At 43.1% G+C, this 23,418-nt stretch carries 18 protein-coding genes and 2 pseudogenes; 12 read left to right on the forward strand and 8 right to left on the reverse strand.

The features are described from left to right. Positions 1 to 64: 64 nt before the first annotated feature. A complete protein-coding gene (locus V7K50_RS18585) occupies positions 65 to 1,036 on the reverse strand; it encodes a DUF362 domain-containing protein (protein WP_334962519.1) in 972 nt (323 codons plus the stop codon). A 132-nt stretch (positions 1,037 to 1,168) separates the two neighbouring features. After that, positions 1,169 to 2,590: an aspartate ammonia-lyase gene (locus V7K50_RS18590; protein WP_334962521.1), complete on the reverse strand. Its 1,422-nt coding sequence runs from the start codon at positions 2,588 to 2,590 to the stop codon at positions 1,169 to 1,171. Positions 2,591 to 2,720: 130 nt separating this feature from the next. Here V7K50_RS18590 and pgsA point away from each other — a divergent pair, with 130 nt between their 5' ends. Together pgsA and V7K50_RS18600 are read left to right on the forward strand one after the other, a co-directional pair. Then, complete coding sequence (gene pgsA / locus V7K50_RS18595; RefSeq protein ID WP_334962522.1) at positions 2,721 to 3,230, forward strand: CDP-diacylglycerol--glycerol-3-phosphate 3-phosphatidyltransferase; 510 nt, start codon at positions 2,721 to 2,723, stop codon at positions 3,228 to 3,230. Positions 3,231 to 3,254: 24 nt separating this feature from the next. Further along, entirely contained in the window at positions 3,255 to 3,578 is a 324-nt protein-coding gene (locus tag V7K50_RS18600) for a hypothetical protein (protein WP_334962524.1), read from the forward strand. A 78-nt stretch (positions 3,579 to 3,656) separates the two neighbouring features. Here the strand turns inward: V7K50_RS18600 and V7K50_RS18605 are convergent, their stop codons facing one another. After that, positions 3,657 to 4,541 (reverse strand): SMP-30/gluconolactonase/LRE family protein, encoded by an 885-nt coding sequence (locus tag V7K50_RS18605; protein WP_334962526.1) that lies wholly within the window; start codon positions 4,539 to 4,541, stop codon positions 3,657 to 3,659. 344 nt (positions 4,542 to 4,885) lie between these two features. Here V7K50_RS18605 and V7K50_RS18610 point away from each other — a divergent pair. After that, positions 4,886 to 5,619 (forward strand): annotated as a pseudogene (locus V7K50_RS18610) (Uma2 family endonuclease). Between the two features lie 186 nt (positions 5,620 to 5,805). On the opposite strand, the gene V7K50_RS18615 reads toward V7K50_RS18610, so the two are convergent. Further along, entirely contained in the window at positions 5,806 to 6,750 is a 945-nt protein-coding gene (locus tag V7K50_RS18615; protein WP_334962528.1) for an NAD-dependent epimerase/dehydratase family protein, read from the reverse strand. Positions 6,751 to 7,121: 371 nt separating this feature from the next. Here V7K50_RS18615 and V7K50_RS18620 point away from each other — a divergent pair, with 371 nt between their 5' ends. The 7 genes from V7K50_RS18620 to V7K50_RS18650 all read left to right on the forward strand — a co-directional run bounded on the left by V7K50_RS18620 (position 7,122) and on the right by V7K50_RS18650 (position 14,439). Beyond that, positions 7,122 to 8,264, forward strand: a complete 1,143-nt coding sequence (locus V7K50_RS18620) for a glycosyltransferase (protein ID WP_334962530.1) — start codon at positions 7,122 to 7,124, stop codon at positions 8,262 to 8,264. A 112-nt stretch (positions 8,265 to 8,376) separates the two neighbouring features. Then, positions 8,377 to 9,135, forward strand: coding sequence for a sugar transferase (locus tag V7K50_RS18625; RefSeq protein WP_334804768.1), 759 nt, complete (start codon positions 8,377 to 8,379; stop codon positions 9,133 to 9,135). Positions 9,136 to 9,606: 471 nt separating this feature from the next. Next, complete coding sequence (gene gmd, locus V7K50_RS18630) at positions 9,607 to 10,686, forward strand: GDP-mannose 4,6-dehydratase (protein ID WP_334962531.1); 1,080 nt, start codon at positions 9,607 to 9,609, stop codon at positions 10,684 to 10,686. Between the two features lie 23 nt (positions 10,687 to 10,709). Continuing rightward, complete coding sequence (locus V7K50_RS18635; protein ID WP_334962533.1) at positions 10,710 to 11,654, forward strand: GDP-L-fucose synthase family protein; 945 nt, start codon at positions 10,710 to 10,712, stop codon at positions 11,652 to 11,654. Positions 11,655 to 11,720: 66 nt separating this feature from the next. Continuing rightward, entirely contained in the window at positions 11,721 to 12,296 is a 576-nt protein-coding gene (locus tag V7K50_RS18640; RefSeq protein ID WP_334962535.1) for a 5-formyltetrahydrofolate cyclo-ligase, read from the forward strand. Between the two features lie 38 nt (positions 12,297 to 12,334). Next, a complete protein-coding gene (locus tag V7K50_RS18645; protein WP_334962537.1) occupies positions 12,335 to 13,345 on the forward strand; it encodes a catalase family protein in 1,011 nt (336 codons plus the stop codon). Positions 13,346 to 13,602: 257 nt separating this feature from the next. Continuing rightward, entirely contained in the window at positions 13,603 to 14,439 is an 837-nt protein-coding gene (locus tag V7K50_RS18650; RefSeq protein ID WP_334962539.1) for a carbohydrate ABC transporter permease, read from the forward strand. Positions 14,440 to 14,628: 189 nt separating this feature from the next. Here the strand turns inward: V7K50_RS18650 and V7K50_RS18655 are convergent, their stop codons facing one another. The 4 genes and pseudogenes from V7K50_RS18655 to V7K50_RS18670 form a co-directional block, all read right to left on the reverse strand. After that, positions 14,629 to 15,282, reverse strand: a complete 654-nt coding sequence (locus tag V7K50_RS18655) for a sugar transferase (protein ID WP_334962541.1) — start codon at positions 15,280 to 15,282, stop codon at positions 14,629 to 14,631. A 521-nt stretch (positions 15,283 to 15,803) separates the two neighbouring features. Then, positions 15,804 to 15,935, reverse strand: a pseudogene (locus V7K50_RS18660) (transposase); the annotation flags it as partial. A gap of 157 nt (positions 15,936 to 16,092) precedes the next feature. Continuing rightward, entirely contained in the window at positions 16,093 to 16,881 is a 789-nt protein-coding gene (locus tag V7K50_RS18665) for a PRC-barrel domain-containing protein (protein ID WP_334962543.1), read from the reverse strand. Positions 16,882 to 17,069: 188 nt separating this feature from the next. After that, on the reverse strand, positions 17,070 to 21,041 hold the full coding sequence (locus V7K50_RS18670; RefSeq protein ID WP_334962545.1) for a hypothetical protein: 3,972 nt from the start codon (positions 21,039 to 21,041) through the stop codon (positions 17,070 to 17,072). 616 nt (positions 21,042 to 21,657) lie between these two features. Between V7K50_RS18670 and V7K50_RS18675 the strand changes: the two genes are divergently transcribed. Continuing rightward, positions 21,658 to 22,359 carry a Crp/Fnr family transcriptional regulator gene (locus tag V7K50_RS18675; RefSeq protein WP_334962547.1) on the forward strand — a complete coding sequence of 234 codons (702 nt, stop codon included), beginning with the start codon at positions 21,658 to 21,660 and terminating at the stop codon, positions 22,357 to 22,359. Positions 22,360 to 22,617: 258 nt separating this feature from the next. Continuing rightward, complete coding sequence (locus V7K50_RS18680; RefSeq protein WP_334962549.1) at positions 22,618 to 23,358, forward strand: DUF2232 domain-containing protein; 741 nt, start codon at positions 22,618 to 22,620, stop codon at positions 23,356 to 23,358. Positions 23,359 to 23,418 lie beyond the last annotated feature (60 nt).

Raw genomic sequence — 23,418 nt, forward strand, 5'->3', positions numbered from 1 at the left:
GCATATTTAATTTCTGGAGATATCTAATACTATATCCCCTTGTTCCCCTCATCTCCCCTACTCCCTACTCCCTTGCATAAACACTCATTGGTTCCTTAATAAATCGGGTGTAAAGATGCTTAAACGTAGACTTAATTACGCGGGGCATACCAAAATCGATGGGCATCAACTTATCTGGTAGTCGCCAATCTTCTATTTTTAATAAGTCAGGATTTAAATGCGGAAACTCAATGTCAGCAAGTTCTGGACAAACTCCTAGTCTTTGGGAAGCTGCAACTGTAGGCACTTGTTCAGGAGGAACATTGAGAATTTCTACCATTGCCCGATCTAAGGCAAATATATCTGATGCGGCTGCTAAAATTCCCAGTTGGCGAGGTTCCCCGTTGCTGGGGCCATTTCCTTCATGACCGATGATGCCATCTAGTATGGTTAAGTTAGGGTTAATTGCTCTGGCAGTTTCTACTAACATTTCACCAAATCTGTTCGCGTCTTTTCCCGCTTCCATGTGCCACCAAGCTTTCATTTTGCCGGGAACGCAACCAAATAAGTTTTTTACACCCAGCGTTAATGTCAATTGAGCATGAGATTTCACTTTTGGTAGGTTAATTACTACATCTGCTTCCATTGCTTCCTTGGACAGCCGCAGATGGTTAAAATTGTCACTAATGGTTTGGTAACGCTGACCGTGAAAATCGATAATGGGAAGATTGAGTTCTTCTAAAATAGGCAGATAGCCGTTTGCCACTGCTACGCCCTTGGCACTGCCAAAAGCGGGACTATCGCCCAAGAATGGTTTACCGCCAACCTCAATTACCATCTGGGCAACTTGGTAAACTAGTTCGGCACGGGTGATACACTCTTTACCAGGACGCGTACCTGTAAGTAGATTAGGTTTTAGTAAAACGCGATCGCCTTTTTTCACAAACGCTGCCATTCCTCCAAACGGTTCCAGGAGAATGACTAAGGATTCCCGTAAGGCTTCTCGTTCGTAAGATGTAGCCCGAATGAGACTAACAGATGGTTTTTGAGTCTGCATGGATAGATGGGGGATAGAGGGAGTGGGGAGAAATCAATTCAAAATTCAAAATTCAAAATTCAAAATTGAAGAAAAAGACAAGGGGATAAGGGGAGAATAACCCATACCCCATGCCCAATGCCCCATAAACTATTATTCTGTTTTGAGCGGTAATATACCACTCATTTGTTCTAGATTTAACACTGTGGCTAAGTCTGTTTCGCTCATCAATCCTCGTTCTAGGACAATCTGGCGCAGGGATTTACCAGTTTCTAAAGATTCTTTAGCTACAGCTGCGGCATTTAAATAACCAATGTGGGTATTTAGTGCGGTTACTAAAGCTAAACTGCCTTCGGCATAAGCTAAACAACGTTCTTGGTTAGCAGTAATTCCCTCAATGCAGCGTTCGGTGAGTGCGGCGATGGTATTACCGAGAATTTCGATACTGTGAATTAGGTTATAGGCAATCAGTGGCATCATCACATTTAATTCTAATTGTCCGGCTTGTGCGGCTAATGCGATCGCACTGTCGTAACCCATTACCTGAAAACACACCATTGATGTCATCTCTGCCATCACTGGGTTATATTTCCCTGGCATAATTGAGGAACCGGGTTGTACTGGAGGCAATTGAATTTCTTTCAAACCAGTTTTTGGCCCCGAATCCATCAACCGCAAATCGTGAGATATTTTGACTAAATCCTGCGCTAAGTTGCGTAAAGCACCAGAAACATTTACAAATGGTGCCATACTCTGCATGGCTGCCATGAGATGCGGTGCAGGTTCTAAAGGAGTATCAATCAATTCTGAGAGAACTTCCACCACACGGGCGCGATACAGAGGATGAGTATTTAACCCCGTTCCAGCTGCACTACCTCCCAAACCCAGCACCATCAAATCTCCAGAGGCGGTGTAAATCCGGTTTTGGTGTTCTGTCAGAATTTGCGCCCAAGCCCGAAAATTTTCACCCAAACGCACAGGTACAGCGTCTTGTAAGTGGGTTCTGCCAGATTTGACGATATCTTGAAATTCTACAGCTTTGTTTTCTAAAGATGCGATCGCACCATCTATTGCTGGGTGTAATATCTTGGATAATGCCAATAATCCACCAATGCGAATTGCGGTAGGAATCACATCATTGGTAGACTGCCCATAATTAACGTGATCGTTAGGACTAACACGTTTGTAATTGCCCTTTTCTTCACCCAGAATTTCTAAGGCGCGATTTGCGAGAACTTCGTTGATATTCATGTGGTGGGATGTTCCCGCACCCGCCTGATAAACATCCACGACAAATTGATCCCGGAACTTCCCAGCTAAAATTTCATCAGTTGCTTGGACAATCGCCTGACTAATATCTTGAGGAATGCAATTCAGTTCTCCATTGACAATTGCTGTAGCTTTTTTAATTATCAATCCAGCATTTACGTAAGTAGCTAAAGGCTTGATGCCGCTAATGGGGAAGTTTTCGAGCGCCCGTAGCGTTTGAATGCCGTAATAAAGGCTACTAGAAATTTGGCGATCGCCCATCGAATCGCGTTCGATGCGGAATTGAGAGTCTGGGTGTTCAGTCATAGTATTGTTTTAGGAGAGCTACAGAAAACAGATTTTCCCACGCAGGCACACTCAGATACACTAATCTGCATATATTTTGCATATTTGCTTGGCTGCTTGTTGCTTTACACTCGTTAATTTTTAATTTTCCATGACCCTACCCAACTGGATTACCTTCTCTCGCCTTCTGGGTGTGCCATTTTTGCTTTACGGTTTATATAATCCTACACCTCAAGCTAGATGGATATGTTTAACAATTTTTATCATTGCGGCGTTAACTGATTGGTTAGATGGCTATTTAGCGCGGAAACTCAACCAAATTACTGACTTGGGTAAGTTTCTTGATCCCTTAGTGGATAAATTTCTGGTACTTGCGCCGTTGCTGGTTTTTATTGAACTTGGAAAAGTGCCGGCTTGGGGAGTGTTTTTAATTTTAGCGCGGGAATTAGCGATCGCTGGTTGGCGGGTGAATCAAACGACAATTACCGGGGCGAACATTTGGGGTAAACTCAAAACGGTTAGTCAAATAGTCGCGATCGCACTTCTGATTGCACCCCTACCTGAAGTCTGGCAAACTCCCTCTCTAATTGCCTTTTGGATTTCCGTCGCCTTGACTTTAATCTCTGGGGGTATTTATCTTTTGCCGTTAAGTACAAAGTGAAACCAAAAAAGCTCCACGGGACTGATGTTTTTTTATTTGGAAGTCTCTTTAAACTCGAAAGTTGAGCCTCTGAACTCGGAAGTTGCACCTCTGAACTCGGAAGTTGAGCCTCTGAACTCGGAAGTTGAGCCTCTGAACTCGGAAGTTGCACCTCTGAACTCGGAAGTTGCACCTCTGAACTCGGAAGTTGCACCTCTGAACTCGGAAATTGCACCTCTGAACTCGGAAATTGCACCTCTGAACTCGGAAGTTGCACCTTTGAACTCGGAAGTTGCACCTTTGAACTCGGAAGTTGCACCTCTGAACTTGGAACTTCAAGATCAAAAGTTCAAAACTCGGAATTTTTAGAATTCGCAAACAAATAAAGAGTCGAGTTGAACAAAGATGAGAGGCAATTTAGCGCCTCACGTTGACACAGCTACTACTTTATTTCTCAAAATCATAGCTAGGTAAGCCGGTAACATCAGTTTTGAGAGCAAATAAATCACCTGAGTAAAAACTTTTTTCAATCTCCCCTTGGCTGAGTCCAACTGAAGCAGTGGTAATGTAGAGTGTTTGCAAATCTTCGCCGCCAAAGGTGCAACTGGTTGGCAATTGCACAGGTAGTTTTATCCGCAATATCTCTTCACCCTTGGGGTTGAAACGAATTACACACCAACCATCCCACATCGCTGACCAAATATTTCCTTGACTATCTATCGTCAACCCATCTGGGTAGAAAGATTCATGACTTAAATCAACAAAAATCCGGCGATTAGTAATATTACCTGTTACTAAGTCAAAGTCGTAAGCATATATCTTTTTGTGAGGAGAATCACTCAAATAAAAAGTTTTTTGATCGGGACTCCAACCCAGACCATTAGAGATCGTCAATCCTGTTTCAATGATATGTAATGAACCGTCACGATCGTAGCGATAAAGGCTAGCCTGGGGTTTTTCCAAAGAACACATTGAGCCGATCCAAAAACGCCCTTGAGAGTCACATTTGCCATCATTCAGACGGTTATCTGACAGATTTCCTTCAATTTCCAAAATAGGAGTAACTTCACCTGTCTGGGTATTGAGGAATGCCAAGTGATGACGCAGTGCCATAATTAATCTATCTTTACCTGCTATTGCGATCGCACCTACCACATCTCCCACATCAAAAAACAAGTCTTTCCCCATAGCAGGATTGAACTGATGTACCCGATGGTTGTAAATATCGATCCAGTAAATTACGTTTTGGGTAGAATCCCAGATGGGGCTTTCACCTAAACGCGCACGGGCTTCTAGAACATTGTGGAGTGGATATTGCACAACCTGGCTCATTTTATAAACCAACAACAGCATTTACAGAAACTAGTTTTAGTAGCCTTCAAGCAATTCTAAAAAAGGTTTGCCTAACTAATAGAGAAAATTTTCATTCCTATTTCAGTAAAAACTACAAACTCAATTTATCGTAAATCAAAGGGTTTAAGACCCCTACCTCTACAGGTAGCATCATTTTCAGACGGGGATTTAAACCCCGACTGAAAATGTCTTTAATTTTGAATTTTGAATTTTGAATTGTTAATGCGTCTTTCCCAAGTAGAAGAAAATATTTTTGATTTTGATTTTCGCCAAACCTTTACCACGATCCGTTAACTTAAAGTTAGTCGGTCAAGATTCTCCTTATGTACCAAACAGACCCGCCTCTGTCTCCCAGAGAAGTCCTACCAACCATGTATGATCTTCCCAGTGAATACCCGGAGGACTCTGGTTTACCTGACGAATTTCACCTTTTTCAGCCCCAACTTCTGCGCGAAACCTTCTGTCCACCTAACTATCCAGCAGAGGAAGTATTTGTTGCCAGTGACTTAAACCTTTATTATGACCTCCGGCATACACTGTGGTAAAACGCCCGGACTGGTTTGCTGCCGTGGGAGTTTCGCGTCTCTACGAACAGCAAAACTTGCGTCTAAGTTATGTCATCTGGCAAGAAGGGGTCGCTCCTTTTGTAGTGGTAGAATTTCTTTCTCCTGGCACTGAAAAAGAAGACTTAGGACAAACTCTACGGGAGATTAACCAACCGCCAACCAAATGGGAAGTTTATGAGCGGATTTTGCGAGTTCCTTACTACATTGTCTTTGACCGCTACACTGACAAACTGCAAGTATTCCAATTAGTTGCAGATCGTTACAACGAATTGGACTTGAGTACCCCACGGGTGTGGATGCCAGGTTTGGAACTGGGCTTAGGACTTTGGCAAGGTTCTTACCAAGGAATTGAGCGATTGTGGCTACGTTGGTATGATGCATCCGGGAATTGGCTTCCCACGCCGCTAGAAAAACTAGAACGAGAAAGTCAACGTGCTAACAGATTAGCAGCACAACTGCGAGAGTTAGGCGTTAACCCTGATGAGTTATGAAATATGCGAAAAGCATCAGTCAACTTAACGTGAAACGGGCGGTTATAAACCGCGTTTACACAAACAAAACCCACCGACCTGGGTTTCAAACCCTTAATTTGACCTTAGTCCGCAAAGGCGGACTTTGCCTGTGTAGCCGCGTTCGCCCCTGGCGTGCCGGAGGCATTATTCTAATTCGCCCTCGATCTAAGTTGACAACGCTTGCAAAATCTCCTCATCTACAGAGAAATCAACATCAGCTTTATCTTTTGCATTAGCCAAATAGTCATTTTCCAGAGAGTCTTGTAACCCAGAAATCAAATCATATTCAGGATGCCAGTTTAATTCTGTTTGCGCTTTATTCACCGAAGCAAAGAAATGCTGCACCCGCATCGGAAAAGCTTTGCGTTTGCCGAAATCAAACTTTTTCGGGTCGTAATGGACGATTTTTACAGCATCAGGTGATTTACCAGCCGCTACAGCGCTAGCACGGGCTAAACCATCAAAAGTGACAAAGCGATCGCCAGAGATATTATAAATCTGTCCTATGGCTTGTTTGTTGCCCAAAACCTGAGTCATTGCTAGTGCTAAGTCTTTTACATGACCTAGCTGGGTGATATGCAAGCCATTTCCGGGGATAGGAATGGGGCGATCGCGCACAATTCTGTCAAAAAACCAGCCTTCCAACTCATTATAATTACGAGGCCCGTAAATATAAGTAGGACGAATAGAGGTGAAAGGTAATCCCAATTGAGTCAGATAAGCTTCTGTTTCATGTTTACCCTTATGGCGACTTTTGGGATCTACAGCATCGCCTTCTATGTGGGGCAACTGATCGGATTTGAGATACACTCCCGCAGAACTCATGTATACAAAATGTTGCACTCGGTCTTGAAAAATCTCTGCTAGTGGTTGAGTATCAGTAAGTTCCCGCCCGTTATTGTCAAAAATGACATCAAAGTTTTCTTGTGATAACTTTGCTTTTAATTGAGTAGCATCAGTGCGATCGCCTATAATTTGTCCTACTCCCTGTAAAGAAGGTACTGGCCGATTCCCACGATTGAACAGTACTACCTCGTGCCCTTGTTCCACTAGTAATTGAGTCAAATAGACACCAATGAACCGAGTACCACCCATAATTAGAATTCGCATAAATTCACCCTTTATATATCAGTTGTCGTCAAGGGAGTGGGGACTAGGGATTGGGGACTGGGGACTGGTGACTAGAGACTAGAGACCGGGGATTGGGGAGACAAGGAGGACAAGGAGAATAACCCATACCCAATGCCTCATGCCCAATGCCTCATGCTTCATACCCAATCCCCAATCCCCATTCCCCAATGCCCAATGCCCAATGCCCCAATCTGAGATTATCAGGTTGCAGCATCCATCTGGAACCTCTGAAATAAAGATTCCGTCTTATGTGCTAATCTGGGGCGCTTCCCATTAATTAATCACAAGGGGAAACTTTTCAGTTAACGTCATCAAATTGTCTAAGTATTTTCCATTTATTCAAGTTAGCTGTGCCCTTGAAATATGCTCTAGTTCATGAGTGGCTAACCCCCAAAGCCACCGGTGGTTCAGAACTCGTTGTCCGAGAAATTCTGAATCACATTGATGCTGATTTGTATGCCCTCATAGATTTTGAATCGAGCAATAGAGAAAGTTATTTATACAAGCGTCAAATTGGCAAGACGTTTCTCCAGAACTTTCCCTATGCCCAAAACGGTATACAAAAGTACTTGCCTTTGTGGCCTTTGGCAATTGAACAACTTGATTTGCGGCATTATGATGTAATTCTGTCTTCATCTCACGCTGTTGCCAAAGGAATCCTTACCACTCCCGAACAGATGCATATTTGCTACTGTCACAGCCCTATGCGTTATGCCTGGGACTTGACTTTTGATTATCTGCGCCATAGCAAACTAGGTAGTGGCTTACCTGGGTGGGTGACACGATATTTATTACATCGTTTGCGCCAGTGGGATGTATTGAGTGCCAATCGCGTTGATTACTTCATTGCCAACTCACAGCACACAGCTCGGCGGATTTGGCGTTGCTATCGGCGAGAAGCAACAGTCATTTACCCACCCGTGAATATTGCGGAATTTCCATTTCTGTCTCAGAAAGAGGACTTTTACCTGACAGTTTCTCGGTTAGTGAGTTATAAGCAAATATCGTTGATTGTCAAGGCTTTTAATCAACTAAAACGACCATTAGTAGTCATTGGTACAGGAGATGAAATGAACAAGATTCGCGAGATGGCAAACTCCAATATCCAAATACTGGGATGGCAACCCGATAATGTGGTAAAAAAATATATGTCTAAGGCCAAGGCATTTGTGTATGCAGCTTGTGAAGATTTTGGTATTGCCTTAGTAGAAGCACAAGCCTGCGGTACGCCGGTGATTGCCTACGGTGCCGGGGGTGCCCTAGAAACAGTGCGAGATATCCGCTCTTGTGTGGATACAGGGACAGGTATATTTTTCAAGACGCAAACAGAGGCGGCTTTAGTGGAGGCAGTAGAAAAGTTTGAAGTGTATGAGAGTTCGTTCAGTTCCGAGTATATGCGATCGCACGCCGCGCAGTTTTCACCGCAAATTTTTGCAGATCGTTATCTAGATTTTGTAAACAAGTGCAACGAAAAAAGACCATTTTTGCAATGATGGTCTTGGTTAATCTAGTTATTTTTTAGGCTTTTGGCAATTTTCCCCCAGAAGCATCTCATTTTCGCTTTAATATTGGGACTATGTGTGGTGTGGATTATTAAGGAGTATGATGACTGCCCAGAGCTCACTCCTCTCCGGCAAGCGGGGCGTACGGCAAGACACTAGAGCGTCTACGCGTACTTTCTTAAAACGCGGTCAAAAAACAAAGACGCCAAGAGTTAAGCCCAAAGGTTTACCTTTTCAGGGTTTAAACGGAGAGTTTGCCAAACGACTGTTCGATATAGTGTTTTCGCTGTCGGTGTTAATTTTGTTCTTCCCCGTCTACTTAATTTTGACCTTGCTGATTGCCTTTAGCTCAGAAGGCCCAATTTTTTACATCCAGGAACGGGTAGGGAAAAATTACAAAGCGTTTAATTGTATTAAATTCCGAACAATGGTAAGCAATGCGGACGAAATCCTCATGCAAATGATGGAAACATCGCCCGAACTGCGACAAGAATTTGAGAGCAGTTTTAAGCTGAAACAAGACCCCCGGATTACCAAAATTGGTCGATTTTTGCGAATTACTAGCTTAGATGAATTTCCCCAGTTCTGGAACGTTTTGAAAGGGGACATGAGTGTAGTCGGCCCCCGACCCTTGGTAGCAGAAGAACTGCCAAAATACGGTTGTCACATTGACGAGATTTTAACAATCCGCCCAGGAATTACTGGTTTGTGGCAGGTATCTGGCCGTAATGACATTCCCTACCCTCGGCGAGTCCAAATAGACCTGCATTATGTCAAATTTAGGAATTTCTGGCTTGATTTATGGATCATCTTGAAAACTGTTGATGTGGTAATTTTACCCAAAAATAACGGGGCATACTGAGTAACTACTTAGGGTCGATTCTGTGGGGCAGTTAATGCCCCTAAGACTAAACGACTGTTCTATCTAATTGTCTATATTTGTGTCTTTCTACGTAGCTTAGAATGATCTGAGCGTCTACCTGTAGTTCATTTTGCCCTGATTGAGATTTTTGCCCGAAGTCTAATTTTAAATACCTATTTTATTAAGTCTTTACAAAACCAGAGAGATATGAAGTTTTGACAAAAAACAACATACACAAAAAGAATCTTGTTTTACTTAGTATAAAAAAGTATACATATTTTAACAATCTTGAGCTATTGAAGGTTAGGCTGACATTATTAAATTCCTTTTTACTAAGTATATTTATTTAGGGAAAAAGTCTTATAACAACAAGAACTCGTAGGTTTCCCATTAGGCAATTCAGCAATTAGTTGCTAGGTTGTATCATATTGCCTGTAACTTTTTAATCAAAGCAATAAGGGATAATTGAGCATGACGCAACAGAAGCGAGCGTTGATTACTGGTATTACTGGACAAGATGGTTCATATCTAAGTGAATTTTTGTTGGAACAAGGTTATGAGGTTCATGGCATCATTCGCCGGACTTCTACCTTCAATACAGACCGCATCGATCACATTTACGAAGACCCCCACAAAGAGGGAGTGCGGTTGTTTCTTCACTATGGTGACTTGACAGATGGTACGACGTTGCGGCGCATTTTAGAAGAAGTTAAGCCAGTAGAGATTTACAACCTCGGCGCTCAATCTCATGTCCGAGTCAGCTTTGACTCACCAGAATACACGGTTGATGCTGTAGCAATGGGTACATTGCGTTTGTTGGAAGCAATTCGAGACTACCAACATCGTACCGGAATTCAGGTGCGATTTTACCAAGCGGGTTCTTCAGAAATGTACGGTTTAGTACAAGCAATACCTCAAAGTGAGACAACGCCGTTTTACCCTCGTAGTCCTTATGCCTGTGCAAAAGTTTACGCCCACTGGCAAACCATAAATTATCGTGAGTCTTATGATTTATTTGCTTGTAACGGCATACTTTTTAACCACGAGTCACCCCGCCGTGGTGAAACCTTTGTAACCCGCAAAATTACTAGAGCTGTGGCTGGGATTGTTGCTGGTAAGCAGAAAAAGATTTATATGGGTAATCTAGACTCCAAGCGAGATTGGGGCTATGCAAAAGATTACGTCAAAGCAATGTGGTTGATGTTGCAGAAAGAGCAGCCAGATGATTACGTAATTGCGACTGGTGAAACCCACTCGGTGCGGGAGTTTTTGCAACTGGCATTTAGTTATGTGAATCTCAACTGGGAAGATTATGTAGAGTTTGATGAGCGTTACCTTCGTCCATCTGAGGTAGAGTTGTTGATTGGCGATTCTACCAAAGCACAGCAGAAGTTGGGTTGGAAACCATCAATAACCTTTGAACAACTAGTTTCCCTAATGGTAGAAGCAGACTTACAAGCATTGGGTCACACTTCACCCAACGGAAATGGTTCGCAATTTCCATACGACATTGCGACTGTTCGTCAAGAACTGGGCGCTTTGCACTTCTGATTCGCACCACAGAGGATAAAAATATGACCGCCTTAGAACTAAAAAATCAACGTATTCTCGTCACTGGTGGGTCGGGGTTTCTAGGTCGTCAGGTGATAGATCAACTGTGTAAAGCAGGGGCCGAACGTGACAAGATTACAATACCGCGATCGCGCGATTGCGATCTACGTGTTTGGGAAAATAGCCAACGTGCAGTTGACCAGCAAGACATAATTATTCACCTAGCAGCTCATGTCGGTGGCATCGGTCTGAACCGCGAAAAACCCGCAGAGTTGTTCTACGATAATTTGATCATGGGAACCCAGCTAATTCACGCTGCCCATCAAGCTGGAGTCAAAAAATTTGTTTGTGTTGGCACAATCTGCGCCTATCCTAAATTCACCCCAGTGCCGTTCAAAGAAGATGACCTTTGGAATGGCTACCCAGAAGAAACCAACGCCCCTTACGGAATTGCAAAGAAAGCACTTTTAGTTCAATTGCAATCTTACCGCCAGCAGTACGGTTTTAATGGGATTTACTTACTGCCAGTGAATTTGTATGGCCCAGAAGATAACTTTGACCCCGGAAGTTCTCACGTCATTCCAGCATTAGTTCGCAAAGTTCACGAAGCCAAAATCAAAGCAGAAAAGCAACTCCTAGTTTGGGGTGATGGCAGTCCCACGCGTGAGTTTCTGTATTCAGAAGATGCAGCGAGGGGGATTGTTATGGGGACTCAATTCTATAACGAATCGGAACCAGTTAACTTAGGAACGGGTGATGAAATCTCCATTCTTGATTTAGTAACTCTAATCTGCGAATTGATGGAGTTTAAGGGTGAAATTGTTTGGGAAACTGACAAGCCTAATGGTCAACCCCGCCGGTGTTTAGATACTGAACGGGCTAAGGTTGCCTTTAATTTTACGGCTCAAGTGAGTTTTGAAGAAGGGTTAAAGAATACCATTGAGTGGTATCGTCAACACGCTGCATAACGAATGTATTAGTAAATGTAGGGTGGTATAAGCTGGGCGATGCCCAGCTTATTTGTATAAATTTTTATGAATAAAGTTAATCATCAACTAAATAAAGCAGAACTACGCCGCACTCTACTTAAAACACGTCAATCAATGTCTGTTGGAGAGTGGAGAGAAAAAAGCGATCGCTTATGCTCTCATTTACAAAACTCTACTTTATTTACCCAAGCAAAAACAATACTTGCTTATTTCAGTTTTCGCCAAGAACCCGACCTCAGTCCACTATTTGCAAACACCAAATACCGTTGGGGATTTCCTCGCTGCGTTGATAAATCCCTGTGTTGGCATATTTGGACACCTAAAGATTCTCTCCAAAACGGCGCTTATGGCATTACTGAACCCTACCCCGACGCTCCCCTATTAAATGCTAGCGAAGTAGATTTGATTCTTATCCCCAGTGTAGCTTGCGACTATCAAGCATATCGTTTGGGTTATGGGGGCGGATATTACGATCGCTTGCTCAGTTTACCGCAGTGGGAGATGAAGCCGACTATCGGAATTGTCTTTGAGTTTGCTTATTTGGGACAAATACCTATTGAACCTTGGGATAAACCACTACAAGCTATTTGTACGGAAACCGGATTGACTCAAAAAGGCTGAAGGATTCAGGATAATGAAGACACATTATCAAATGTTTTATGACTAACCCAACGTCATCTACCACTGAGCAAGAAGCAATAATCGACGAGATTATCGCAAGTAGTCTCCAAGCTCAACAAAAAACCGGCCCAGACCTCCGCCAAATTCATAGCAAAAGTCATGGACTTCTTTGGGGACAGTTTATTATTGAACCCAATCTTCCTGAAGACCTGAGAGTGGGTTTGTTCAAAACGCCCCAAACCTATCCTGCGTGGATTCGGTTCTCTAGCGGTGGTTCGCCTGAAAAACGTGGTAAATTTAGCTCCGATAGCCAACCTGATGTTCGCGGTATCGCCATTAAGGTGATGAATGTGGACGGGCAAAAAGTGCTTGATGATGAAGAGAAAACTCAAGATTTTATACTCAACAATTATCCTACTTTCTTGGCCAAAGATGTTCGTGATTATGCGGATCTATCCAAAGCAGGTAGTGGAGAACTTAGCCCAGAAAGGCTGGAGGAACTTGCTTATGTCTTTGCTATCTTGCAAAAAATTGGCAGCCAGAAGGTAGGAAATCCGCTTTTGATTCAATATTGGAGTATGGCTCCGTTTAAATTTGGTAGTCGCATTGTCAAATTATCCGTCAAATCTCAACAGCCTGAACAACCACCAGAAGCACTTCCAGAATCAGAAAATTACCTCCGAGAAACGCTGGTAAAATATTTGACTGAAGAAGGTCGAGAAGCATCTTTTGACTTTTTAATTCAATTTTATGTAGATGATGACAAAACGCCAATTGAAGACCATGTTAAGGAATGGCAAGAAGCAGATTCACCGTTTATAAAAGTTGCAACTGTCCGCATTCCTAGTCAGACATTTGATTTGGAAGAACGCAAACGCTTAGATGAGGGTATATTGTTTTCCCCTTGGCATACACTGCTAGAGCATGAGCCTGTTGGAAGTGTGAATCTCTCTCGCAAGAGGCTTTACAGCGAACTTGCAAAATATCGGCGAGAACAAATTGCCCAACGTTCGCGGGAACCACAACCTTATGTTGCGGTTGAAAATTAACCACTGTGAATTTGCTTCAGACTGTAGGATGATAGGCTATAAGCCTACTTGATTAGATCCGATTTTTTGCTTTGCTGATTTGATGTATAAAAGTTATAAGTTTTGCAACCAAGAATCTTGTAGAGACGTAAAATTTTACGCCTCTACATCTATATGCTATGGATTTATAACCCCGACTTATTCAATAAGTCGTTACTGATTGTTGTGCTTACTCTCACAGTTAATTTTAATACAATATAATTTCCCTTATTAATCAAATGCTGAACTGGAAAAAATCACGATCGCAAATCCTGCTAATTTATGTACTATTGGGAGCGATCGCACTGGTGATGCTCTTTCCTTTACTATGGCTAATTAGTACAGCCTTAAAATCGCCTACGGAAAATATTTTCCAGTCGCCGCCACAGTTATTACCTGCGTCACCGACACTAAATAACTTCTCTAGTGTGTGGAACTCTCTACCTTTTGGACAATACCTGTATAACAGCACTTTGGTGTCAGTGTTGACTGTGGGCTTAAATCTGCTGTTTTGCGCTTTAGCTGCCTATCCGTTGGCAAGATTGTCGTTTATAGGGCGAGACTGGATTTTTGTGGCCATCGTCTCCACGATTATGATTCCCTTCCAAATCGTGATGATTCCCCTGTATATTTTGACAGTCCAGTTGGGTTTGACAAATAGTTATTTGGGAATGATTTTTCCGAGTTTAGCTTCTGCCTTTGGCATTTTTCTGTTGCGCCAAGCTTTTATGAGTGTCCCCAAAGAAATAGAAGAAGCCGCCCGAATGGATGGCAGCTCAGAGTTAGGATTGTGGTGGCATATTATGTTACCCGCAGTTCGCCCAGCACTGGTAACTCTAGCTATTTTCGTCTTCATTGGTGCTTGGAGTGACTTTTTGTGGCCTTTAATTATCATCCAAGACGAAAGTTTATACACTCTTCCTTTGGGAGTTGCAAAACTAGCAGGGACATTTTCCCTTGACTGGCGATTGGTAGCTGCTGGCTCAGTGATTGCGATCGCCCCAGTATTATTACTATTTCTCTTTTTACAACGTTACATTGTACCCACAGAAACAGGTAGCGGCGTCAAGGGTTGAAGAAGAATTCAGAACAAGAAAGTGGTAGATGAGGGAGATTAGCGCTATTCTATGACTGCGGCTACAGAAACAAAGTCCGCCTGCGCGGACTAACGCTAAAATAGGCTTTCAAATTTAATCTGACGAGAGTAATAAAAGAGCGTTAGGGAGAAATAATTAATGCCCAATGCCCCATTCTCCATTCCCAATTCAATAAGCACCAGTTTTTTTAAATACCACCCAGATAGTTTTAATAATCAGACTCAGGTCATAACTTATAGACCATTTACGTTGATAATCTAGATCCATCTTGACAATGGTTTCAAAGTCTGTGATGCTAGAGCGTCCATTAGCCTGCCATTCTCCGGTAATACCTGGTTTGACTCGTAATCTATCCCAGTGGTGTAGCTCGTAATGGCTGACTTCATCAAGAGTAGGTGGACGAGTACCAACTAAACTCATGTCCCCTAACAAAACATTCCAAAATTGGGGTAATTCGTCCAAGCTAGTACGCCGCAAAAATTTACCTACAGGAGTAATGCGAGGATCGTCAACAGATTTAAAGATGTGACCTTTGGCTTGGTTTTCAACCAAATGCTTGAGTTTATCAGCATCGACAATCATGGAACGGAATTTCCAGATGCGGAAAGTTTTTCCGTTCAAGCCACAGCGAATTTGGGAATAAAGTATTGGACTTGGCTCATGAATAAAGGTCGCAATTGTTACGGGGATTGCTACCATAAATGTAATTACCAGCCCTACAATGGCTCCAACAATGTCAATTAATCGTTTTCTCACGCTTAAAGTTGACGGATGTGAAGGCTGTTGCAAACAATTAACTGAATAAAGATAAAGATTATTCACAAGGGCTAACTTATTTTATAATAGAAGTTTTTGCATCAGTAGTGTAGACATGATTTTTAGGCGATTTTTATTGTTTTTGTCGCCACTATCTAGTGTTAATATACACAAAGTTATAACAATAGAAAAACTGAAAACCCAAAGTTTACAGAATCTTTGAATTAAAGTGATAGATTGTAAAACTACAGTATTTTTATCCATCAAATAAAAAAGATACTAGTATATTAAACATCCAAAAAATTATTTTTCTGAAGTATTAGTGGTCTCTCTCTCATTAGTTACGAAGTGTGAACAAGTTCGTAGTCAGGACTTTCGTCCTGGATTTTTAAGCACTGAAGTGCTTACTACGAACTCATGTAAATTAATGAGAATGAGACAGGCTGCTAGTAGTGCTTTGCAAAATTCCAAATGCTTATCTCATAAGCATTTGGAATTTTGAGTAATATCTTTATTTCTAGCGTAATGTACTAGTATCAATGATCAACCTCTAAGAGGGTGTTTGAAAAGTTTTGAGGAGTCAAATTTTATGCCAGTCGCCTCACCATGATCCGGCTCATGGCAAGGTAAATAAACGTCTCCGATGTTTCGGGTAATAACTCATAGTCTCTGACCAACCGTCGGCACCCCATCACCCAACCGAAAGTACGCTCCACGAACGTTTTTTGAGCAGGACAAAACATGAAGGTTATCTAGGCTTTGGGAGCGTTTTTGCGAGAGTGCGATCGCAAAACGGGCATTTGACCACAAAACCTGAATTTTGGCCTGATCCCGTGGTGCTTTCTAGTACACGAGAGATTTGCCGTGAGCAGAAGATTATAGCGTTCGTTCTAAATTCTGCTGTTTTCTCTTTGCCACTAGGCGTTTTTCATACAGTTTCAGCCATTGATGATTTTGCTCGCTCATCTCATATAAGGAGGGATCTTGCTGATATGTGTAGGAATCGCAGTCGTCAACAGCAGGGCTGTGATCAGTATCAGGTGAGAGTGCCCTATCCGCAGTCGGCAGGGCATTTTCATATCCTTCATACCCGACACCATAAGAGGTAGGAACATAGGGAGGAGCAGGAGGTTCAGTTCCATACCCGGCGTATCCAACCCCAGAAGAAGTGGCAGTATCGTTAAGGGTAGGAGGTTCAGTTCCATACCCGGCGTATCCAACCCCAGAAGAGGTGGGAGTATCGTTAAGGGCGGGAGGTTCAGTTCCATACCCGGCGTATCCAACCCCAGAAGAGTCAAAGACACTAATTGAAGATGAAGGACGGTAGACTTGTCTGACCCGATGTTCATAATCAAAATCAACAGTCATAGCATCCGTAAACTCAGGTAGCGCTTCTACCTCGGCTTTAGTGAGGTTAACTGCATAGACGCGGTGGGTATCATAGTCTACCTGGGAACATCCGATTGGCAGCAGAACTTTTTTGCCAAAAATCCAGATGCCTGTGTTGATCACCAGATAACGAATGTGGCCATCATCATCAACCAAAAGGTCTTCAGCAGAGCCAACTTTTTCGTCTTTGGAGTAAAGGTCAAACCCCCGAATATGCTCTTGAGAATTTTGTTCACGATCATTGGCATCAAAATCTTCGATTTTATGAAGAGACATAATGTCTTTTGTCCTCCGTTCTTTATGGTTTCGATTCATAGACTGAGGTGGAAACAATCATCTGCAAAGATTTAAGGGATCATTATCCCAAATCCACTCCAGCCCAATGATCGCAGCAAGCTGCTAGTTTGCTGCCTCTCTGAAGGATGAGATTTTGATTCTAGAGTTTCAATAACCTGTCAGACTTTTCAAACACGCTCCAAGGCAAAATTCACGGTATATGGTTCCTCCAGTGATTGCTGATTACTAGCCTTGATCGCAGCTAGATAGCGACGTAAAGACAATAGTTGTTGGGAATTGGGACGATAAGTGAGACTCCCTTGTTTTTCAAAAAGTGGCGCTGCGGTGATCGCTTGATAGTCAGGATTTTCTTGTGAACTCTGGGTGAGCCAGGTTGAATCTGTAACTGAAGGTATCAAACCCGAAGGTAGTTCACCTGACAAAAAAGCTAGCAGCCGTTGCTGACAAGTGCGAGTATTGATCCCGCGACCCTCAAATAACTGGATAACTTCACCGAAAGATAAGGGTCGATCTGGTAGCAGTCGCAGCAATTCTGTAAACAAGAAATAATCAGTGTATTGTTGCCTGGGTATATCTAAAATCTGAGGATGTAGAGGCAGCATTGCCAAACCATAGGCAACCCGACTGCAATTAGGAGCGCCGTTTTCACCGAGATATGAATCTTGAATAATCTTGGCGCTGGGGAGTTTTTGGCGTAACCAGCGATTCACCGTTCCGATACAAGCCACTCCACCAGTCAGAATAGCTTGATTAATCGCTTCTGTAGGGATGCCACGAGCTACTAATAATTTGTTGAGTTCTCGGTTCAGGCGGCGCACAAAGGGGATAAATACCTGACTTTCTAAGTCTCTTCGCTGCAAAATCCACCGTTGATCAGCTAATTCTAGGGTAAAAGAGTCTTGGTGTTGCAAAATCAGCTTTAGGGCTAGTGCTGCATCTAATACGGCCTGTCCCAGTAGAGAACTTTCTAGACGCTGCTGGAGGCGAATTCGAGCGGTGATATCTGGTTCTCCGACTCTGGGTAGTTCTAATTCTTCCAACCCTAAACTCTGCCAACGCATTTGGTCTAAACCGGGAATTGACGGTTGCCATTGCCAAGGATTACTGGTGATGGTTTTGCCTAGGCCTAGCCCGCCGCAGGCATCGCTTTGTGTTTCTAGGCGTGATTGCCGAGATTTAGGTGGCAATAGCAGCTGGCAAATAATATCTTGTTCAATTCCCTTGCCAGCATAAGCAAAACTGTGAAGCATGAAATCATTGTATGTCAATTGTACCAAGCTTTCTGGTACATTCACCAGCAACATCTCTGTAGCAGTTGTCCCAATGTTAATTACAAGGGTATTGCCAACAATGGGATGTTCGCTGGTTTTTGCTGGATGATCACCTTCAGAATCGCTTAATTTTACTTGCTCACCGTTAGCAGCATTGAGTTCTGGGAGTAGACTAGCGATCGCTTCTTCGACAAAAAAGACTTGCTGCGGATGTTGAATGAGTTTGCTGGTGAGTAAAGCTTCCCGCACGTTAAAGCGGTATTGTTCCGACCAACTAGATGGACAGGTGCAAATTATACCAGCAACATTATTGATAATCTGGGAAAAATTTTGTTCGCTGATTCCAACAGCAGCAGCCATTAATCTAGGGGTGGTGCTTGTTTTTTCGGATTTGAGGGTTAATAGTAGCTTAGAGAGCGATCGCACAACCCAAATCAAAGGCCCTGCCGAAAATTCATTTAATTGCAAAACAGGTTCCCATTTTTGCCGTTCACTCTTGTAGGGAATGGCTACTTGTAAATAGGGCTTCAACTGCGCCGAGTAGAGATTATTTGTCGTCGGATCTGCTGTTGATCTCGGTGTTGTCGAAGTGCTGGTGGAGTGATCAGGCACTTTATCTTGGGCAACAGCCGCAGGTGTCGTCTGCTCATGTGTTTCTATACTTTCATTTTCTCCGTGGGGTATAGAAGCTGTAGGCAGATAAACCTCTGTTGGTAAACGAAACGATTGCTGGAAGGAACTTGTTCCCGTTGGATTTTCTGCTGACCAGTAGATAGGATGTACAACAAAAGTCGAGCGATTTAATAATGCGGCAGAAATTCCTGTTGTACCTAAATCAATTCCTAAATACCAAACCGATTCTAGAACATTGGGCGAAACTTCTGAATTATTTATGGGATTGGAAATTGCAGGTAAAGAACTTTCTTCAACAGGAGTTATGACTTCCTTTTTTTTCTCAGTCTCCACCAGGGGAACTGCCAAACTAGAGAAATCAGCAGTTGAGGTATTCTCTGCTATTTGAAGATTTTCAGAGTCAGTTGTAGAGATTGTGTCTTGAGTGTGATCAAATAGTTCCGAGAAAATATCCAAGTTAGTAGCCGACTGAGATTCAGAATTTAACTGCTGATCAAAATTAGCCAAATCTCGATCCAATTGCTGTAACTGTTCTTCATCTAAAGAAATATCAGGTACGGCTGGAGCCTGGTTTGACTCAATAGAAAGCAAGTTTTCTTCTGGTGAAGCAGCAATGTAGTTATCTGAAGACGGTTCTGGCTGATTATCGTTAATTAATACTTCCGGTGTGGCGATACTTTCGGTAGATTTTGCCAAGGCAATTTCTGCTACTTCTGGAGTAACTGGTGCTGTAGTTGTGGCATTATCCACAGAAGATGATACTTCTAGCAATTGCTGCTCACTATCGGTATCAGGCAATAGGTCAGTTAGGATATGAATTGTATCAACACTAGCTGGCTGAGTATCGAGTTGCACCGGGAAACTGTCAGTTTGTGGTGTAGAGAAGCTAAGAGGCGAGTCTAGCTCAGTATCCTCTTCAAAAAATAGTTCTTCCTGTGGCTCTGATAAATCTGTGGTTTCTCCTAAAGTCTGTTGGGTTGAAAAACCTGTATCTGGTATCACAACAGCAGAATCGACAGTTGGAGTCTCAGCGATGTTCAACGGTGAAGCTTCATTTGTGGCAACATCGAGGCTTGGATTATTAACATCACCAGCACCAAACAAACTGGCGTAAAGTTGGTCTACCTCATCACCAATTAACGCAGAAATATTTTCCGGTAATTCGGTCGGGGTTTCGGAAGATTCAGACGAATCCAAACCAAGCTGCAACAGCGCTGCATCTAAATCTTCAGTGAGGGTAGTCTCCTGTTGCTCAGAATTAATTGTGAGTGGAGATGAAGTTTCCGGCTGTATCAGTTCTAAGGCTTGAGGCGAAACTTCAGCAGCGATCGCGGCTGAGTCAGGCAATAATGGTGGTGTCTCAGATTCTACCCCCAGGAAAGATGGCTGGGAACTAGGGAATTCTTGCTGCAAATGCTGGGTCAAATTGTTGAGAAAGCTGGCCATCAGCTGTTCACCCTGCATTCCCTTGCTATGCATTCTTGCCAGTGCTTGCGACAGAGATTCGTAATAAGTATTAATGTTGCGCTGTAGTGCCTCAAAGACTACATTCACCGTCCCATCTAGTGATAATAGGCGTTGATCCAACTCCCTTGCCAGCTGGGTTAACTGCTCCACACGGTCTGGGGATTCTAACAAAGGTTGAGTTCCAGAGGTTGGGTGATTATTTGCTCCTGAAAAATTGGCAGAATTTTCCCCCGTCTGTCCTACCAGTGGCGTTAAAGTTGGTACAAGGCGACTCATGAGTACCTGTAAAAACTCGGTAATTATTTGCTCCTGGTTTGTCAACTGCTGCGCTAGGGAGTAGTTTTGCAATCGCCTTTGGTCTAGCTGGCGAATTTCCTGGATGAGGGTGGCTCGTTCTTGCAAGAGCGATTCTAATTCCGATCGCAATGGCTGAATCAAGCTCGAAAATTCGTTTTTTAATTGTCCTGCGCCAACAGCACTCTGTTCTTGACTGGGTTCGAGCTGCGGTAGTGGATACTGGTTATTACCACGATCAATAAATTTTGTTAACAAGGGCGTTCGCGGTTCTTCAGAAGACTGATTTGGGCTGCCGCCCTGTAATGCTTCTTGTTCTTGTAACCTCATCAAGAAGTCCCGAATTCGTTCTAAAACTTCTTTAGGTTCTTGCGCCTGACCAGACAGAAATCTAGACAGGCGCTTGCCACCACTGGCAAGTAAGTTGTCAATATCTGCGATCAGCTTTTGAATTTCATCTGCACTGGAAGTCACTTTTATTACCTTATGTAGAAATTTATGTCCACTAATGTGACAATTACTTTACAATCACCGTACCCAAATGGGGATCTTGCTACGCGCAGTGTCGACCATAGGAAAAGTTTTGAGTGGCAAAAGCCACTGTTTGGATTTGTGACTGTCATTATGTTATGGATTCCTGGGAGTCGTGGCAATCTTCAATCAGCGTTTGTGTGAAGGAGGCAGTTCTTGCTGGAGGCAGAGGGCAGTATTCCTCCTACCTTTTTTGTTAAAAAGCTTAGTTTTGCAGCTCATTGGTTGCTTATTTTTGAAAATCGCTAAAATACCTGAGCAATAATTTACTCACTTTAGTATCATTGATGTTGTTTGCCTATATTCTTAATTAATCAAGTTTGCAGTGCAGCTAGCCGGTAAGCAATACAAGCGTCGGCTATAAACTACTTTTTGTTTGCAAAACTTTTACCCCGTTTAAACTTATAGGTAAAGATTATTTAGAAAAATGTTCTTGTCGTTTTCTCGTGTAGCATAGTTTAGTTTTCTCTTTGAAAGGGAGCTGTGCAATGATAGCTTAGGCTAAAAATGGCGCTCTTGTTTGTTGTGTGTACATAGCAGCTTGAATAAAAATGTCGTAATGGAAGACCGATATAGCTTGCAACCACAGGCTAATCCCTGGATGATCACCTCGGCTCCCTTTTTTCAAGGGTTGCCAGAAACTGCTGTGGAATCAGCTCTCATCCATCTTGTCACCCGCACTCACCCAGCCAATCAGGTGATTCTGCTGGAAAATGACTGGGGCGGTTCTGTGTATTTTATTATGGATGGATGGGTAAAAATTCGCACCTACAATCTGGAAGGAAAAGAAGTAACGCTGAATATTCTTGGTAAAGGAGAATTGTTTGGTGAAATGGCGGCGCTAGATGAAGTACCTCGATCCACAGATGTGATTACTTTAGCCCCGACAGTAATTGGCAGCATGCCTGCTCAGGATTTTGTCAAGTTACTTCAGATAGAACCCTTGGCAGGAGTTCGATTGGCGCAACTGATGGCACGAAGATTGCGGCAAGTAAATCGCCGATTGCGGTTGCGGGAATCTGATAGCCAGTCACGTGTGGCAGATACGTTGCTATTTTTGGCAGAAGGACAGGGAAAAAAAGCGCAAACAGGAACCGAAATCCCCAATCTACCTCATCGGGAATTGAGTAGTTTGAGCGGTCTGGCGCGGGAAACGGTGACACGAGTGTTGACAAGGCTAGAAAAAAAAGGCTTGATTAAACGGGATCAAGACACTATTTGTATTCCCGATTTGTCAGCCTTAGAAAGAATGATCGTTTAACAGGTTGCGCCCTTTCCTTCCCCAACTTCTCTACGAGACGCTACGCTAACAGCTAAGAAAAGTTGGACAAGAATAGGCGCTCCGGGACTGGGTACTGGGTACTGGGTACTGGGTACTGCAAAAGAAATTCTTTTAAGATTTGATTGGGATTTATGCCCCAACCAAATTTTCCTAATTCCCAGTCCCTAGTCCCCATTACCCCTTATCCCCAGAGGGGACCCCACCTTCCCCAATCCCCAGTTTAAGAACTTGTCAGATATGAGTATTTTAGATTCTCTGCCAGATGAGCCGGAGGAAGATCCATCCCCTGAATCTCCAACTCCCCAGAATCATTGGTTAGACAAAGAACAGCAGTTAATGCCTCCTCAACTTAAAGCTGATGTGCCCTTGAGGATGGTGGAAACGGCATTTTTAGCCAGTACCGCTAGCTTAATTTGGTTTATTAATTTCTACTTTCCCTTGGGTCCAGTTTTGCGGATATTTTTTCCGGTACCGATCGCTCTAGTTTATTTGCGTTGGGGCAAACGTGCGGCATGGATGGCAGCGCTCACCTGTGGGTTATTGCTGACGGTACTGATGGGACCAGCCCGCAGTTTGCTTTTTGTCATGCCCTACGGGTTCATGGGCGTGCTTTTGGGAGCGACGTGGTATCGTCGTCGTGTTCCCTGGATTGTTTCTATCACTTTGGGTACGCTGTTGGGTACTTTGGGAGTCTTTTTTCGGCTGTGGTTGTTGTCTGTTTTGTCAGGTGAAGACTTGTGGATTTATGTGATTACCCAGGTGACTGAATTCATCGAGTGGGCATTTTTGAAGCTGAGTTTGTTGGCGAGTCCCAGCGTGTTTTTGATCCAAGTGGGAGCGATCGCTCTAATAATACTCAACAACTTTATCTACCTTTTTGTGGTACACCTAGCAGCATGGTTACTTTTTGACCGCCTGGGCAACCCTATTCCCCGTCCACCACAATGGGTACAAGTCCTTATGGATTATGAGGGATAGTCATTTGTCATTTGTCATTTGTCATTGGTTAAATGATGAAGTCCTAACTAATCAGCAATG

Source organism: Nostoc sp. (genome assembly GCF_036917135.1).
Taxonomy (GTDB): Bacteria; Cyanobacteriota; Cyanobacteriia; order Cyanobacteriales; family Nostocaceae; genus Nostoc.